The sequence below is a fragment of the Ensifer sp. CCNWLY38 genome, assembly GCF_037120565.1.
In the GTDB taxonomy this organism is placed as follows: Bacteria; Pseudomonadota; Alphaproteobacteria; order Rhizobiales; family Rhizobiaceae; genus Ensifer; species Ensifer adhaerens_H.
In genome coordinates, this window is sequence record NZ_JBBBBO010000003.1 from 419433 (window position 1) to 435706 (window position 16274).

Annotated in this window: 13 protein-coding genes; 11 read left to right on the plus strand and 2 right to left on the minus strand. The window is 63.4% G+C overall.

All coding sequences use genetic code 11. The features are described from left to right. Positions 1-17: 17 nt before the first annotated feature. Complete coding sequence (locus tag V7S54_RS09005) at positions 18-1247, plus strand: acyl-CoA dehydrogenase family protein (RefSeq protein WP_083203519.1); 1230 nt, start codon at positions 18-20, stop codon at positions 1245-1247. An 87-nt stretch (positions 1248-1334) separates the two neighbouring features. Here the strand turns inward: V7S54_RS09005 and V7S54_RS09010 are convergent, their stop codons facing one another. Both V7S54_RS09010 and V7S54_RS09015 read right to left on the minus strand, forming a co-directional pair. Then, complete coding sequence (locus V7S54_RS09010; protein WP_065373223.1) at positions 1335-2732, minus strand: LLM class flavin-dependent oxidoreductase; 1398 nt, start codon at positions 2730-2732, stop codon at positions 1335-1337. A gap of 79 nt (positions 2733-2811) precedes the next feature. Next, on the minus strand, positions 2812-4029 hold the full coding sequence (locus V7S54_RS09015) for an SfnB family sulfur acquisition oxidoreductase (protein ID WP_065373222.1): 1218 nt from the start codon (positions 4027-4029) through the stop codon (positions 2812-2814). Between the two features lie 395 nt (positions 4030-4424). On the opposite strand from V7S54_RS09015, the gene V7S54_RS09020 reads away from it, so the two are divergent. From V7S54_RS09020 to repB, 10 genes are all read left to right on the plus strand, one after another. Next, the gene (locus V7S54_RS09020; RefSeq protein WP_065373221.1) at positions 4425-4811 is read left to right on the plus strand and encodes a hypothetical protein; all 387 of its coding nucleotides are present in this window, start codon (positions 4425-4427) and stop codon (positions 4809-4811) included. A gap of 156 nt (positions 4812-4967) precedes the next feature. Next, complete coding sequence (locus V7S54_RS09025; protein WP_065373447.1) at positions 4968-5870, plus strand: LysR family transcriptional regulator; 903 nt, start codon at positions 4968-4970, stop codon at positions 5868-5870. Between the two features lie 234 nt (positions 5871-6104). Continuing rightward, a complete protein-coding gene (locus V7S54_RS09030; RefSeq protein ID WP_336408293.1) occupies positions 6105-7049 on the plus strand; it encodes an ABC transporter permease in 945 nt (314 codons plus the stop codon). Then, positions 7046-7864, plus strand: coding sequence for an ABC transporter permease (locus tag V7S54_RS09035; RefSeq protein WP_336408294.1), 819 nt, complete (start codon positions 7046-7048; stop codon positions 7862-7864). Before V7S54_RS09030 ends, V7S54_RS09035 begins: the two co-directional genes overlap by 4 nt. Next, a complete protein-coding gene (locus tag V7S54_RS09040) occupies positions 7861-9489 on the plus strand; it encodes an ABC transporter ATP-binding protein (protein ID WP_336408295.1) in 1629 nt (542 codons plus the stop codon). The genes V7S54_RS09035 and V7S54_RS09040 overlap by 4 nt, the downstream gene beginning before the upstream one ends. A 1-nt stretch (position 9490) precedes the next feature. Beyond that, positions 9491-10348 (plus strand): serine hydrolase, encoded by an 858-nt coding sequence (locus tag V7S54_RS09045; protein ID WP_336408296.1) that lies wholly within the window; start codon positions 9491-9493, stop codon positions 10346-10348. Between the two features lie 31 nt (positions 10349-10379). Then, entirely contained in the window at positions 10380-11924 is a 1545-nt protein-coding gene (locus V7S54_RS09050; RefSeq protein ID WP_336408297.1) for an ABC transporter substrate-binding protein, read from the plus strand. A 114-nt stretch (positions 11925-12038) separates the two neighbouring features. Then, positions 12039-13478, plus strand: coding sequence for a M20 family metallopeptidase (locus V7S54_RS09055; RefSeq protein WP_336408298.1), 1440 nt, complete (start codon positions 12039-12041; stop codon positions 13476-13478). Positions 13479-13729: 251 nt separating this feature from the next. After that, a complete protein-coding gene (gene repA / locus V7S54_RS09060) occupies positions 13730-14989 on the plus strand; it encodes a plasmid partitioning protein RepA (protein ID WP_065373214.1) in 1260 nt (419 codons plus the stop codon). 4 nt (positions 14990-14993) lie between these two features. Continuing rightward, positions 14994-16061, plus strand: a complete 1068-nt coding sequence (gene repB / locus V7S54_RS09065) for a plasmid partitioning protein RepB (protein ID WP_065373213.1) — start codon at positions 14994-14996, stop codon at positions 16059-16061. Positions 16062-16274 lie beyond the last annotated feature (213 nt).

Below are 16274 nucleotides of genomic sequence, written 5' to 3' on the forward strand. Positions count from 1 at the left end.
CAACCATGGAGAGGCGGATGAGCAACGTACATTTCCTCAAAGAGCCGGTGGCGGCCGACAACAGCGAACATGATCAAAAACGGCGGGAGCTGTTTGCCCGTGCCGAGACGCTGTCTAGGGATCTTGCCCGCCGTGGCGCCGAACTCGACCGCGTCGGAGCGCCGCCGCGGGAAGAGATCGAGGCACTCCGCCAGGCCGGTCTTCTGACCGCACTGCATTCGCCGGAGGTTGGCGGTGCGGGCTTGAGCTGGGTCGACGGGCTTCGGCTCGTGCGCATCATCGCGCGCGGCGAAAGCTCGATCGGCCAATTGCTTGGCTATCACTACGTCAACAGCCAATATGTCTACTGGGCCGCTGCCGATCCCAAACAGGCCTGGGTGCTTGGAGCGGAGACCGTCGAGCGGCAGCTCTATTGGGGTGCCGCGGTCAACCCGCGCGATCCGGGCCTGACGTTGGAACGGCGTGGTGGCCACTATGTGCTGAACGGCCGCAAGACGTTTTCGACCGGTGCGCATGTCTCCGACCGCATCAACGTCAACGCTGCGATCGGCGGCAAGATCGCCAATTTCGTCGTGCCGACGGACCGGCCGGGTTACATTACCAACGATGACTGGGACAATATCGGTCAGCGCCTGTCGGACAGCGGCAGCGTCGAGTTCCGTGATTTCCCGGTCTACGAGCGTGATTTCATCCTGCCGCTTGCCGACCCCTCCGATCCGCCTGCGGTGCAGGCGACGTTCAACACGCCGCTGATCCAGCTCGTCTTCGTCAATTTCTACCTCGGCACGGCGGAAGGTGCGCTTGCATCGGCCCTCGACTACGTCAGCAGCACGACGCGCCCCTGGATCACATCTGGCGTCGAGCGCGCCGGCGATGATCCCTACATCCTCGAACGGATCGGCGAGTTGCAGGCAAGCCTGAAGGCGTCGGTCGCCTTGGCCGATACGGCGGCGGCAACCGTCGAGGCGGCACTGTCGCAAGGAAGCTCGGTGACGGCCGAGGCGCGCGGCGAGGCGGCGATCGAGGCCTATGCGGCCAAGGTGCACTCGACCCATGTCTCGCTCGACGTGACGACGAAGGTCTTCGAGCTGATGGGCGCCCGCGCCACGGCAGGGCACTATCGCTTCGACCGCTACTGGCGCAATGTCCGCACTCACACGCTGCACGATCCGGTCGCCTACAAGGCGCGCGAGGTCGGCGATTTCGCGCTTAACGGCCGGATCCCGCCGGTAAGCCTTTATAGCTGAGCCCTGCCCCGCAGGCGCGATTGCCTCGGCCTGAAAGAAAAACGCCGCCTGGACCAGGTCCCGGCGGCGTTTCTTGGATGGCCCGCCTTAAGCGGAAGCTGCGATCGTCTGCCGTTGTCCGCCGAGATCCCGATAGCCGGCGCCCGGATGGGGCGCTACGAGCCTTGGCCCGACGCCGAACAGCTTTTCCCTGAGCGTGCCCTCGCGATAATCGGTCCTGTAGACGCCGCGCTTCTGCAGTTCCGGCACCAACAGGTCGACGGCGTCTTCGAAGGTCTCGGGCGTGACGGCATAGGCGAGGTTGAAGCCGTCGACATCGGTCTCCTCGACCCATTCCTGCATGAGGTCGGCGACCGTCGAGGGCGAGCCGACGAAGACCGGTCCGAAGCCGCCGATGCCCACCCAGTCGGCTATCTCGCGTACGGTCCAGATCCGGTCCGGATCGATGGTCGTGAAGGTCTCGACGGCCGATTGCACCGCATTGGTGTAGCGGTGGCGCAGCGGCTCGTCCGGAGCAAACTGGCCGAAGTCGATGCCCGTCCAGCCGGAGATCAGCGCCAATGCGCCCTCGTGGGAGACGTGCTTGCGGTATTCGTCGAACTTCTTCTTCGCCTCGGCATCGGTTTCGCCGAGGATCACCGTCTGCAGATTGAAGGCGAGGATTTCGCGCGGGTTGCGGCCGGCGCGCTCTGCCGCTTCCCGCACATTGGCGACATAGCGCTTCAATACGGTCTTTGAGGGCGCGGCGACGAAGATGCACTCGGCGTGTTGGCCGGCGAAGTCTTTGCCTCGGCTCGAAGAGCCAGCCTGGTAGAGCACAGGCGTACGCTGCGGCGACGGCTCGCTCAGGTGGATGCCGGGAACCGTGAAATGACGGCCGAGGTGGTTGATCGGGTGCACCTTGTCCGGATGCGTGAAGATGCCGGTTGCCCGGTCGCGGACGACGGCACCGTCCTCCCAGCTGCCTTCCCAGAGCTTGTAGCAGACCTCGAGATATTCTTCTGCGAGATCATACCGGTCGTCGTGGCGCGTCTGCTGCGCCTGGCCGACATTGAGGGCGCCACTGTTCAGATAGGAAGTCACGATGTTCCAGCCGATCCGCCCTTTGGTCAGGTGGTCGAGTGTCGAGATGCGGCGGGCGAAGGTGTAGGGATGCTCGAAGGAAAGCGATGCCGTCAGGCCGAAACCGAGATGTTCCGTTTCATAGGCCATCGTCGGCACCAGTTGTAAGGGGTCGTTGACCGGAACCTGGGCTGAATGCCGAAGTGCCGCGTCTGCATTGCCGTTCAGCACATCGTAGACGCCGAGCACGTCGGCGATGAACAGGCCATCGAACTTTCCGCGCTCGAGCGTCTTTGCCAGATGCACCCAATAGTCGAGATCCTTGTAGCGCCAGGACTGGTCGCGCGGATGGGTCCAGAGCCCCGGCGACTGATGGCCGACGCAATTCATGTCAAAGGCATTCAGCCGGATTTCGCGACTCATGGAGTTCTCCTTCGGGCAAGGTTGGGCGTTGCCCGAAGCGTTGGTCACGCCTCAGGCCGCTTGTGCGCGGTCAATGGGATCAAAGCGCGCCGTTCTTCGGCGGCTTGACGCCGTTCAGGTGGTAGTTGCCGACGACGTGATGCTTCCAGCGCACCGGGTCGTGCAGCGTGTGGGTGCGGGCGTTGCGCCAGTGCCGGTCGAGGTTGAGGCCGATCTTCGTCGAAGCGGTTCCGGCGAGTTCGAAGAGCGTGTTGCTCGTTTCCAGGGCGATCTCGGTTGTCAGCACCTTCGCCGCGGCAACGGCAAGCGTTGCCTCGACGACGCTTTCCTCGGTGCCGTTGATCTGGGCGACATCGACCTTTTTGCCGGCGCGTTCGACGGTGGCGGTCGCCGCTTCCAGGCGGATGGCGAGCTGGCCGATGCGGGCGATGGTCAGGGGATCATCGGCAGCGCGCTCGACGCCGCTGTCCATCCAGGGCCGCGCATGATCACGTACGAAATTGAGGGTTTCGGCAAATGCCGCCCGAGCGATGCCGAGGTCGATGCCGGCATGGATGATCTGGCCGACGGAGCCTATCGTGGTCGGGCGCTCGAAGCCGCGGTGATGGCGCACCACCGCATCGGCGGTGACATAGACATTTTGCAGCACAGTCGTGCCGCTGCCGGTCGTCCGCTGGCCGAAGCCGTCCCAGTCGTCGATGATCTGCAATCCGTCGGCGCCGCGCGGCAAGAAGGACATGGTCAGCTTGTCGTTTGGATCGAGGGCGAAGACCACGATCCATTCGGCAAACAGCACGCCGGTCGAATAATACTTGCGCCCGTTCAGCCGGAAACCGGGACCATCGGACGTCAACCGCGTCGCGTAGTCGCCGACAGTCTTCGTGCCGCGCTCGGAAAGGGCGTTGCCGAAACGGTCGCCGGCAAGCGCACGGCCGAAGAAGAACGCCTTCTGCTCTTCGGTGCCATCGGTGCGCAGCGCTTCCAGAATGTAGAAGTGGTTCTGCGGGATCTGGCCGATCGAGCTGTCTGCTTCCGAGAGGATGGCGGTGATCTCCGCCAGAACCGCGTTGGAGACGTCGATGCCGTCATATTCCGGCGGCACGGTGATCGCGAGCAGGCCGGATTGGGCCAGCGCGTCGAGTTCGTCGAAGGGCAGGATGCGATCCGTATCCCGCTCATTGGCGCTCTTTGCAAATTCCTCCGCCAGTTCGCGGGCGATCGACAGCGCTTCCTCCTCGCTCTCGATCCGGTGCGCCGGGGCTCGTGTTTTCTCGGAAAGCCGCGAGATCGTTCCCATGTGACTGCTCCCTGTCGATTGAGGTGCATATCAGTGAATTATCTGGCAGAGCCGGGTAAGATAGTATATTCTATAGAAATTATCGATTTGAGATTTTCGTTTCTGCCGCGATGGCGGCCCGGTGTTTACCTTTGGGGCGGGATCGTTAATATCGAGTCGGGGGGAGGCCGCGGGGGAAATCCTTGGCCGCGGCGCGCGACGTGTATGCGTGCCGATTTCCCGCCAAAATTGACTGCGGCTCTGGGAACTATCACCCGATTTGCGCATTGCGTCATCGCCTGCAGTTTAACCAGTCGCGTGGCCACAGAGTATCGGCCACCCGGCACGAACACAAACACATGCTGACAGAATTGGCCATTCGCGTTTCCCGGCCTTAACCACTGAAGGAGACACAAATGACGAATTTCCTGCCTGCTCTACATGAAGGGCACGCCTCCATCACGCTGCAGAACCTGTTTCGCGATGCTCTGGAGGCATATGACGACTGGGGCGCAAACATGCCCGAGCCGTTCGTTGCGTTCGAAGGTAAGCTGCTTCCGATCAGCGAAGTCTTCGACTGGATGAAACCTTGTACCGACATCATGCCGGCAAACCTCATCGGCATCGTCACCGACCGGCTGAACAAGCCTTGGAGCGGTGAAGGTCCGCTCGACGCGATGACGGTCTCGACGGCGGCACGCGTGATGGCTGTTCTGACGCGGCGACAGCTGCGCAGCTTCGGTAGTGGCTCGATCGAGGTCTTTGCCGAGCGCTTCAACCATCCGGTGCGGGCCAACGCCTGATCGGTGAATCCCTGAGGAGCGCGTTCGCGCGCTCCTCACCAATAGCGAGCCGCTCGGTAATCGATTTCGCTACGCTCGGTGTCGCACCCCTTTCTTGCCGGATCGCCTTCCCGTAAACACGGGAGCTGGCGGATGTTCGAACGAACCGGGGGCGGCGTGAATTTTCGACAATTGGAAGTGCTGCGCACGCTACTTGCGACCGGATCGACAATAGCTGCCGCCAAGACCATGGGCCTCAGCCAGTCCGGTGTCAGCCGGTTGTTGCAGCAGCTCGAGGAAGACCTGTCGCTGACGCTCTTTGCCCGCGACAAGGGCCGGCTGATCCCGACGCCGGAGGCGATGAAACTCGCCGAGGATGCCGAGCACATTCTGTTGGGCATCGACCGCTTCACAAATCTGGCGCAGGATCTGCGCAGCGGCGCCGTCGGCCCCGAAGTCGTGCGCATCGGCCTGCCGAACAGCATGTCCGAGACCTTCGCTCCGGCGATGCTGGCCGACTACGCCAAGGACTTTCCGGGCGTGCGCATTGAGACTTTCTTCGATACGACGGTCGCCATCACTCGTCTTGTCGAACAACGCATCATCGATTTCGGTTTCCTACGCTACGAGGGGCAACTCAGCGCCGGCATCGAAATGCAGCCGGTCGCAACAGGCGTCAGCGTCTGCGTGATGGAGAAGGGACATCCGCTCTCTGCGCTCGAAACCATTACGCCCAAGGAATTGCGCGGCGTGCCGCTGATCCTGATCGGCCGGCGCCGGCCGACGCGCGTCATGCTCGACGAGATCTTCCGCAAGGCGGGCGTGCCGCAGAAGGTCAAGATCGAGACCCACAGCAACAGCTCTGCCTGCGCCTACGCCGCCTATGGTCTCGGGGTCGCCATCATCAGCAGCTTCTTTGCCAACCTTAACCGCCACATGCCGATCGAGATCCGGCGATTCTCGCCGCACCTCACCCAGGATTTCGGCGTTGCAACGGCGGCCGGCGTTCCGCTGTCGCTCGCGGCCCAGGCGATGATCGATTGCCTGAAGCGTCAGGTCGCCGCCGTCCACGACCTGTGAGCCGCTGGGCGGATCGGTCCGTCCACGGTCTGTATTCCTTTGTTTTGGCTATGGTATTGGTGCGCCGAATGGTCCGCTGATGCTCGCCTGGCGTGTCATGCCGTCGTCATAGACGTATGACGTTTACTCATAATATTGCGCGATTTTTTCCAATCGATCATAGTTCCGGCAACAAGAGCCGACGGGCGGGAGAATCGCGGTAACGCGTGCGGCCTGCCTCAGTACGGGGAACCCATGATCAAGTTCATTCTCAATCGCCTCGTGATGGCGATACCGACGATCGTTATCGTCTCGGTGGCCGTCTTCACGCTCATCCGCCTCATTCCCGGCGATCCGGCAGCGCTGATGCTCGGCGACATGGCCGAACCGCAGCAGATTGCCGCGATGCGCACGGAGCTCGGTCTCGACCGCAGCATTCCCGCGCAATTCGCCATCTGGGCCGGGAACATCCTCGTCGGCGATTTCGGCACGTCGATCGTCACCGGCGAGCCGGTGCTGCATCTGGTCGTCAGCCGTTTCTTCGTCAGTGCCGAGATTGTCGTCATCGCCGTGTTTCTCGCAAGCCTGATTGCGGTGCCGGCCGGCGTCATCGCCGCCTGGCGGCAGAACAGCCTGACCGACCTTGCGCTTGTCGGCACGGCGACCGTGCTTCTGCCGATCCCGACCTTCTGGCTCGGTCTGCTTCTGCTGCTCGCCTTCGGCCTCAAGCTCGGCTGGCTGCCGGTACTGGGCTACGTGCCGATTTCGGAGAACTGGAAGGCCGGCCTTCTCTATCTGGTGCTGCCGGTCATGACCCTCGTCATTCACGAGATGGGCGTGATCATCCGCATGGCGCGTGCCTCCACGCTCGAAGTGCTCAGGCTCGACTATATCACTCATGCCCGTGCCAAGGGGCTTTCGGAAAGTGCGGTGCTCTGGCGGCATGCCTTCAAGAATGCCTTCGGTCCCACCTGGACGATGATCGGCCTGATCCTCGGCAACCTGCTCGGTGGCATCGCCGTCATCGAGACGGTCTTCACCATCCCCGGCCTCGGTCGATTGATGGTCGACGGCATCTTCCAGCGCGATTATCCGGTGATCCAGGGCTGCCTGCTGCTCGTCGCCTTCTCCTATGTTGTCGTCAACCTGGTGGTCGACCTTCTCTATCCTCTCTTCGATCCGCGGGTGGTGGCAGAATGAGAAAGTTCACTTTCAACGGCGTCATCGGCGGCGGCCTGATCGGATTGCTCGTCATCATCGCGCTCATCGGTCTCATCTGGACGCCCTATGATCCGATGGCACTCGGCTTCACCGCGCGCCTCGCTGCACCTGGTGCGGCGCACTGGCTCGGTACCGACGAGTTCGGCCGCGATGTCGCGAGCCGGCTGATGGTCGGCGCCCGCGCCAGCGTCTGGATCGGCCTCCTGACCGTCACCTTCGCCGTAGTCTGCGGTACCTTCATCGGCATCGTCAGCGGTTATGCCCGCGGTTGGGTCGATGGCGTGATCATGGCGATCAACAACGCGCTGCTCGCCTTCCCCGGCATTCTGCTCGCGCTCGGCCTGCTCGCCGTCTTCGGAGCCAACCAGTACGGCATCATCTTCGCGCTCGGCATCGCCTACACGCCGTCGATGGCGCGCGTGGTGCGTGGCGCGGTGCTGTCGCTACGCGAACGCGAGTTCATCGAGGCCTCGCGGGTCATGGGCAATGGCGAGATCTATACGATGCTCCGCCATATTCTGCCGAATTGCGTGGCGCCGATCACGGTGCTGGCAACCTCGATGTTCGGCTGGGCAATCCTGTCGGAAAGCGCGCTCTCTTTCCTCGGCCTCGGCGTGCCGCCACCGGCACCCACCTGGGGCAACATGCTCGCCGCCGGCCGCCCCTTCATCGAACAGGCCGTCTGGCTCGGTTTCTTCCCCGGTCTTTGCATCGCGCTCACTTTGCTCGGCATCAACCTTCTGGGCGATGCGCTGCGCGACCGGGTCGACCCCCGCATGCGAGGCCTGAAATGACCGGAAAAACTCTTCTCAGTGTTGACGGGCTCTCCCTTGCCGTCACCCATTCCGGCAACCAGGTGGTCAGGAATGTAAGTTTCGACGTCGCGCCGGGCGAGATCGTTGGCATCGTCGGCGAAAGCGGCTCCGGAAAGACGCTCGCGACACGGGCGATCATCGGCCTGATACCGCCGGCTGTCCGCCATGTCGGTGGCACGATCCTCTACCGGGGCCGCGACGTGCTCGGCATGAAGGATCGCGATCTACGCGAGCTTCGTGGCGGCGAGGTCGGCGTCGTCTTTCAGGAACCGATGACATCGCTGAACCCGTCGATGACCATTGGCCGGCAGCTCGAAGAGGGCCTGATCCTCCACACCAAGATGTCGGTCGAAGAGCGCCGCACGGCGATCCTTTCGATGCTGAAGCGGGTCGGAATCCGCGAGCCCGAGCGGGCGCTGACCGCCTATCCGCATGAGTTTTCCGGCGGCATGCGCCAGCGCATCATGCTGGCCTCGGTAATGCTGCTGAAGCCAGCCTTGCTGATCGCCGACGAGCCGACGACGGCGCTCGATGCTGTCGTCCAGCGCGACGTCATGGAACTGATGGTCGAGCTCACCCAGGCCGAGGGCACGGCGGTGCTTCTGATCAGCCATGACCTGCCGATGGTCGCCCGCTACACCAACCGTTTCGTCGTCATGGAAAAGGGCGTCGTCGTCGAGCAGGGACTGACTGAAGAGATCCTGCAGGCGCCACAGCATCCCTACACCCGCAAGCTGCTTTCCTCGCTGCCGTTCCGAAGCGCGCCGCGCAAGCTCGACTTGACGCGCACGCCGATGGTCTCGGCGCGCAACATCGTGGTCGAATACCCCGGTCGCAAGGGGCTTTTCCGCAGGCATGAGCCGAAGCGGGCGCTGCACGGTGTCAGCGTCGACATCCATGTCGGCGAAGTCGTGGCCCTTGTCGGCGGTTCCGGTTCCGGCAAGACGACGCTCGGCCGCACTATCGCCGGCCTCGTTGCGCAGACGGAAGGGGAGATCCTGTTCCAGGGGCGCGAGCGCAGTGCCGACTGGCGCGACTATCGCCTGAACTGCCAGATGGTGTTTCAGGATCCCTATTCCTCGCTTGACCCGCGTATGACCATTCAGGCGCTCGTCGAAGAGGCATTGCGGCTGGTGCCGGATCTCGACGGTCCCGCGAAACGCCGCCGCGCGCTTGAAACGCTGGAAGAGGTCGGGCTTAGCGCCGATTTCGCCAACCGCTATCCGCACGAGCTTTCCGGCGGCCAGCGCCAGCGCGTGGCGATCGCCCGGGCGATCGCTCGGCGGCCGAAGTTCCTGATCGCCGACGAGCCGGTCTCCGCGCTCGACGTCACGGTTCGGGCGCAGGTGCTGGAGCTCTTTTCCAGCCTGCAGAAGCGCTACGGCTTTTCTTGCCTGTTCATCAGCCACGACCTCGGCGTCGTCGAGCAGGTCGCCGACCGGGTCGTCGTCATGCAGGACGGGCGCATCATCGAAGAAGGCGACCGCGACCGGATCTTCGACGCGCCGCAGGAGGCCTATACCCGCAGGCTCCTGTCAGCGATCCCGGCGCTCGATCTCAACCAGACCGGTGGCGTCACCCTCAAATGGCGGCTGGAGGCCTGAGATGAGCAACGAACTCAAGCTCGGCGCGATCGCGGCCGAACTCAACGCCATCGCCGATGCCCAGCCCTTTGTTACCCGCTTCCTCGTGCGCAATCTGCAAACCGGCGAAACGATCGGTCGTGGTGAGCGTGAAGAAACGCCGTCGGCCAGCACCCGCAAGACTTCGATCATGCTGGCGGCGCTGAAGGCCGTGGCCGAGGGGCGGCTCGATCTCGACGAGCGGATCACCTACGAAGCGCGCCTCGCCCAGGAAGTGGCGAGCGGCATGTTCCGCTACCTGACGCCCGGCATCGTCATTTCGCTCCGCGACGCGATCGTCGGCATGATGGTGCTGAGCGACAATGTCTGCACCAAGATGGTGTTCGAGCGCCTGACGCTCGAAGAGGTCGATCGCTATTGCAAGGCGCTCGGCATGGTGGGCACGCACCACCGTTTCCTCATTCCGCCGCTGGCGCTGAAACCCGATCACTCGCTCGCCGACGTCACGACGACGACGGCTGCCGACCAGGTGATGCTGCTGGAATTGATCCTGGCGGCTGAGCATGATGCCGCCGCAGCAGCCAAGCTCGGCATTTCCTTCAAGCTCGCCGGTTTTGCCGTGCAGACGCTCAAGAACCAGGTGCTGCGCTACGGCATCCGTTCGCGGCTTCCCTTCGATACGGTGGCAGCCTGCAAGGGCGGTCGGGGAAAACGCGGCCGCATGGATGCCGGCGTCGTCTACCGCGACGGCAAGCCGCTCTATGCCATCGCCGCCTTCACCGACGGCGTGCCGGCGCTGATGCCTGACGGCACGCCCGGCTACACCATCGCGCTCGAAACGATCGGCAAGCTGTCACAGGCCTGCTGGCGCGCCTTTTGAACCGACAACCAACAACAAGAGAGAGGAACCCATGAAAACCATACTTCTTGCCGGCACCATGCTGATGAGCGCGATCACGCTCGGCCACGCGCGCGACCTGACGGTGGCGCAAAGCTCCGACATCCGCAGCAACGAGCCCGGCGTCAACCGCGACGGCAACACCGACTCGGTGATCTTCCACATCGTCGAGGGCCTGGTCGGCTACGCCGAGAACGGCGAAGTGAAGCCGCTGCTCGCCGAGAGTTTCGAGGTTTCCGCCGATGGCCTGACCTATACGTTCAAGCTACGCGACGATTTGAAGTTCCATAACGGCAAGGCGCTCACCGCCGAGGACGTGGTCTGGAACTGGAACCGCTACATGAAGCCGGAGACCAAGTGGACCTGTGCCGGCGATTTCGACGGCGGCAAGTCGATCAAGGTGACGAACGTTGCCGCAGCCGATGCTTCCACCGTCACCATGAGCATCGAGAAACCGTCCGCGGTCTTCCTCGGCCTCATGGCCCGGCCGGAATGCGGCTACACCGGCATCGTCTCCAAGGATTCCGTCGGCGCTGACGGCGCCTTCGTCGCGCCTATCGGCACCGGTCCGTTCAAATGGGCCGAATGGAAGAAGGGCGAGTATGTCCGGCTCGAGAAGAACGCCGACTACGTCTCGCCCGCCAATGATGGAATGCCCGATGGCATGGTCGGCTCGAAGCGGCCGCTCGTCGACGGCATCAAGTTCATGGTGATCCCGGATGCCTCGACGGTGAAAACCGGCCTGCTTTCGGGCGCGCTCGATACCACCGAAGTCTCGGCCGATCTCATCGCCGAGTTCAAGGACAGCGACACGATGCAGCTCATCGTCAAGCGCAACAACGGCAAGAACCTGCTCTACTTCCAGACCCGCGACAAGGTGCTGAGCAATGTGGCGGTGCGCCGCGCCATGGCCGAGGCGCTCGACCTCGATCAGCTCGTCGCCGCCGTTTCCAACGGCACCGGCGAAGCCAATTCGTCAATGGTCTCGGCCGACTCGGTCTTCTATTCCGGCGTCCAGAAGAAGAAGATCCCGATGGATCTGGAAAAGGCGAAGAAGAATCTCGCCGACGCCGGCTACAAGGGCGAGCAGATCACGATCATCGCCAACAAGCGCGGCAACGTGCCGAGCTTCCCGGCGGCCGTCGTCGCCCAGGCGATGATGCAGCAGGTCGGCCTCAACGTGCAGATCGAGGTGCTTGACTACGCGACCCAGGTCGATCGCCGCCGTTCCGGCAATTACCAGGTGATCTCGCAGTCGGTCTCGCCGCGCCTCGATCCCGCGCTGATGTACGGCTTCTATGTCGGCAACAAGGACAAGAACGCTTCGCTGATGTGGGACAATCCGAAGGCGGTCGAACTGATGAAGGCGGCTTACATCGAGGCCGATCAGACCAAGCGCCAGGCGATCTTCGACGAGTTCCATCAGCTGATGCTCGATGAGGTCCCCGGCATCTTCATGTACGACATGGTCGACATCTGGGGCGCCACCAAGAAACTGCATGGCGAGCCTGTCTGGCAGTCCAATACCCGCCTCTGGGAAGTGACGCTTGATGACTGATCCGGCGCTGGCCTGATCTGAGCAAAGAGGTGGCGGCCGCTCTGCCGCCATCTTCAATCCACCGATAGCAATACTGATGCGACCGCGCTCCGCGCCGTTGCAAAAGGAAGATTCATGCCAAAGTCATCCGCACTAACCGCCCTTGTCGAAACCGTCGAGGCGCTGAAGCCCGAGTTCGCCGCGATGAGCGACGCGATCTGGGAGCACGCAGAGCTGAGCTTTCACGAGGAGCAGTCGGCGGCCGCACAGATCGCCATGCTGGAAAAGCACGGGTTCCGGGTGACACGTGGTCTTGCAGAAATCGCGACCGCCTTTGTCGGCGAGACTGGCGCGGGCGGCCCGGTGATCGCCTTCCTTGGTGAGTTCGATGCGCTGGCCGGTTTGAGCCAGGTGGCCGGCATCGCCGAAGCACGGGCAGAGGTCGAGGGCGCTACCGGCCACGGTTGCGGCCACAATCTGCTCGGCACCGGTTCGTTGCTCGCTGCCGTAGCGCTTGCCCGCTACCTCAAGGAAAACAAGCTTTCGGGCATCGTTCGCTACTACGGCTGCCCCGGCGAGGAGGGTGGTTCCGGCATGACCTTCATGGCGCGCGCCGGCGTCTTTGCCGATGTCGATACGGCGCTGACCTGGCATCCCGCGCCCTTCAACGGCGTTCGCTCGACCAACAATCTCGCCGTGCTCGAAATCTACTACCGCTTCAAGGGTGTGGCGGCGCATGCGTCGAACGGCGCGCATCTCGGCCGCAGTGCGCTCGATGCGCTGGAGCTGATGAATGTCGGCGTCAACTTCCTGCGCGAGCACATGCCGCAGGATTGCCGTGTGCACTATGCGATCACGGATGCCGGCGGCAAGGCGGCGAACGTCGTCCAGGCGCGTGCCGAGGCGCTCTATCTGGTGCGGGCGCCGCAGATGCCGGAAGCGCTGGCGCTGGCTGCGCGGATCGACAAGATCGCCAAGGGCGCGGCGATGATGACCGAGACCGAAGTCGAGATCGTCTTCGATCGCGCGGCGACCAACCTCCTGCCCAACATCGCGCTCGAAACGGCGATCCATCAGAACATGGTGGCGCTCGGCCCGGTTCCCTTCGACGAGGCCGACATCGCCTTTGCCAAGGACATCCAGAAGACGTTGACGCCGGAGGCGATATCGAGCAGCATCCGGCTCTACCAGATCAAGGGCGATGTCTTCGCCAACAGCCGTCTCGACGGTTCGACGGGCCTGCATCTCGGCCTTCGCGATTTCGAGGGGCAGTCGCATTTCCGCGCCGGTTCGACCGATGTCGGCGATGTCAGCTGGATCACCCCGACCGCGCAGTGCTGGGCACCTGCCTGGGCGATCGGCACCGCGCCGCATACCTGGCAGGTCGTCGCACAGGGCAAGAGCCCGGCCGCGCACAAGGCTTTCGCCCATGCGGCGAAATCATTGGCGGCAACGGGTCTCGATCTGATCCTCGATGCCGATCTGCTGGCACGCGCAAAGGCAGAGTGGCGCGAAAAAACAGAGGATAAACCCTATCAGTGCCCGATCCCGGATCACATCGGCCCCAAGCTCTGATTGCCGATTTAACGATTTTTATCGAACGCCCGCGCCGCCGTCGCGGGCGTTTCTCTTTGTGAAATTGGTGCCTTTAGCGTGCCGCGCGCCCTTGCCTCCGCTCGCGGTCGAAGCCTTGACGCGAATCAGAAGCTCCGGCATCTCTGTTACGGAGTTTTTCGAATAAGTGCTGATTGGCCGTATTTGGATTAAATCTCTGTTAGTGCATCGCCGCAGCGTTGTGCCGCGATGCATGCAAGGAGTAGGGCGAAATGACGATGACGGCAACCCAGGCAAGGCAGGACGCGGATCACTCCGGGGCTCGCCGTCCGGCCGACGAAGCGATCGCGGCCGATGCGCGCGCGCTTTCCGACCAGTTGAAGGCCATGCGCGAGCGGCTCTTCCCGCCGACGGCGATGAAGACGCTTCGAAGCTTCACCTCCGGCGAGGCGGCCAAGCTGATCGGTGTCTCCGACGGCTATCTGCGCCAGCTTTCGCTTGCCGGCGAGGGCCCGCAACCGGATACGGGGCTCGGCGGCCGCCGGTCCTATTCGCTCTCCGACATCAACGCGCTTCGCCGTCATCTCGCCGAACAGGCGCTGGCCAAGGGCAATGCCGTCAAGGCGCGTAGCTACCTCAAGTGGCGTGACCGGGAAGCAGGCGAGCACCTGCAGGTGATCTCTGTCACCAACTTCAAGGGCGGCTCCGGCAAGACGACCTCGTCGGTGCACATCGCGCAATATCTCGCCATGACAGGCCATCGCGTACTGGCCGTCGACCTCGACCCGCAGGCCTCGCTTTCCGCCCTTTTCGGCTATCAGCCGGAGCTCGACCTCACCGGCAACGACACGCTTTATGGCGCGATCCGCTACGACGCCGAAGCGCGACCGCTGAAGGACATCATCCGCAAGACCTATTTCGACGGCCTCGATCTCGTGCCCGGCAACCTCGAGCTTCAGGAATTCGAGCATACGACGCCGCAGGCGCTGAGCGCCCGCCACAATGGCAGCGACGCCGGCCCGCTGTTCTTCGCCCGCGTGCAGACAGCACTCGCCAGTGTCGCCGATGACTATGATGTCGTCATCATCGATTGCCCGCCGCAGCTCGGTTATCTGACGCTCTCGGCCCTTTGCGCGTCGACCTCCGTCATCGTCACCGTGCATCCGCAGATGCTCGACGTCGCCTCGATGAACCAGTTCCTCTACATGACGTCGGATCTCTTGAGTGTTGTGCGCGAGGCCGGCGGCGAGCTGAACTTCGATTTCCTGCGCTATCTCGTCACGCGCTTCGAGCCGAACGACGGACCGCAGGCGCAGATCGTCGGCTTCATGCGTTCGCTCTTTGGTGAGCGGGTTCTGACTTCGGCCATGGTGAAATCGACAGCGGTCTCGGACGCCGGGTTGACGAAGCAGACACTTTACGAGGTCGGGCGCGAGAATTTTACGCGCGCCACCTACGATCGCGCGGTCGAATCGCTGAACGCCGTCAACGGCGAGATCGAAGCACTCATTCATGCGGCATGGGGGCGCTGATCGAATGGCTGGCAATCGCAAGAACGAACTGCGCGCCCTTTTCTCCGGCAACGTTCCGCCGGCCGCGCCGGCTGACGAAGTGCAGCCTGCCACTGCAACGAGCGCTCAGCCCGCCAGGCCCTTGGCCGCCAAGGCACCGCTTGCCGAAGTTCCCCGCGCCGCTTCCGGCGCGATCAAGGCCATGGGCCTTTCGCTCGGCAGCATCACCCGCGAGGCGGAAGAGGCGCGCGCGCTGCGCGAAGCCCTGACGCAGGGCGAGCGTGTCGTCGAACTCGATCCGGACCTGATCGATGCGTCCTTCATCGAGGATCGCCTGACCGACGGTGAAACCGACGATCCGGATTTCCTGGCGCTGGCCGACAGCATTCGCGACAGCGGCCAGCAGTCGCCGATCCTGGTCCGTCCGCATCCGGAGAAGCAGAGCCGCTACCAGACGGCCTATGGCCACCGGCGCCTCAACGCCGTGCGCAGCCTTGGCATCAAGGTCAAGGCGATCGTCCGGCCGCTGACCGACGACGAGCTGGTGCTCGCACAAGGCAAGGAAAATGCCGAGCGGCGGAATCTCTCCTTTATCGAGCGCGCGATGTTCGCCGCAGCGCTTGTCGACCGCGGCTTCGACCGCAAGGTGATCGGCGAGGCGCTCGCCGTGCAGAAGAGCGAGCTGTCGCGTCTGATCCAGGTTGCCGAAGGCGTGCCGCCGGTTATCGCCCGTGCCATCGGCCCGGCGCCCAAGGTCGGCCGCGAACGCTGGATGGCGTTTGGCGCCTTGCTTGAAGACGAGGCCGCGGTCCAGGCTGCACAGGAGGAGTGCCGCTCACGGCGCTTCCTCGAAGCTGAAAGCGACCACCGGTTCCAGATTCTCTTCACCCGCCTGTCGCGCAAGCCGAAGGTGGAAACGATGAAGCCGGAAACGCTGGTCGACGCCGGCGGACGGGCCTTTGCCAAACTGAAACGCGACGGCAAGAACGCCCGCATCGAGTTTGCCGCCGACGTCGATCCTGCCTTCATCGACGAGGTAGCCGAGTTGCTTGCCAAGCGCCATGCGGCTTTCACTGCCGGCCGCGACGCCTGACAGGCGACTTTTCCAGGTCATTTAGGGCCGGTGCGAGCTTCTCGCGCCGGCCCGATTCGTTTTTACGCCAATCCCGGTAGCCGGCCACCGCAGGCGCAGGTCCAAGGTGCCAAAGATGCCGGTCTCCAAGAAATATTTTCGGCCGAGCGGGGCCGGCGACAGGACGTCGCGCCGGCCTTGGTGATCCGGGCATTGCCGTTGCATTTGGTCCAC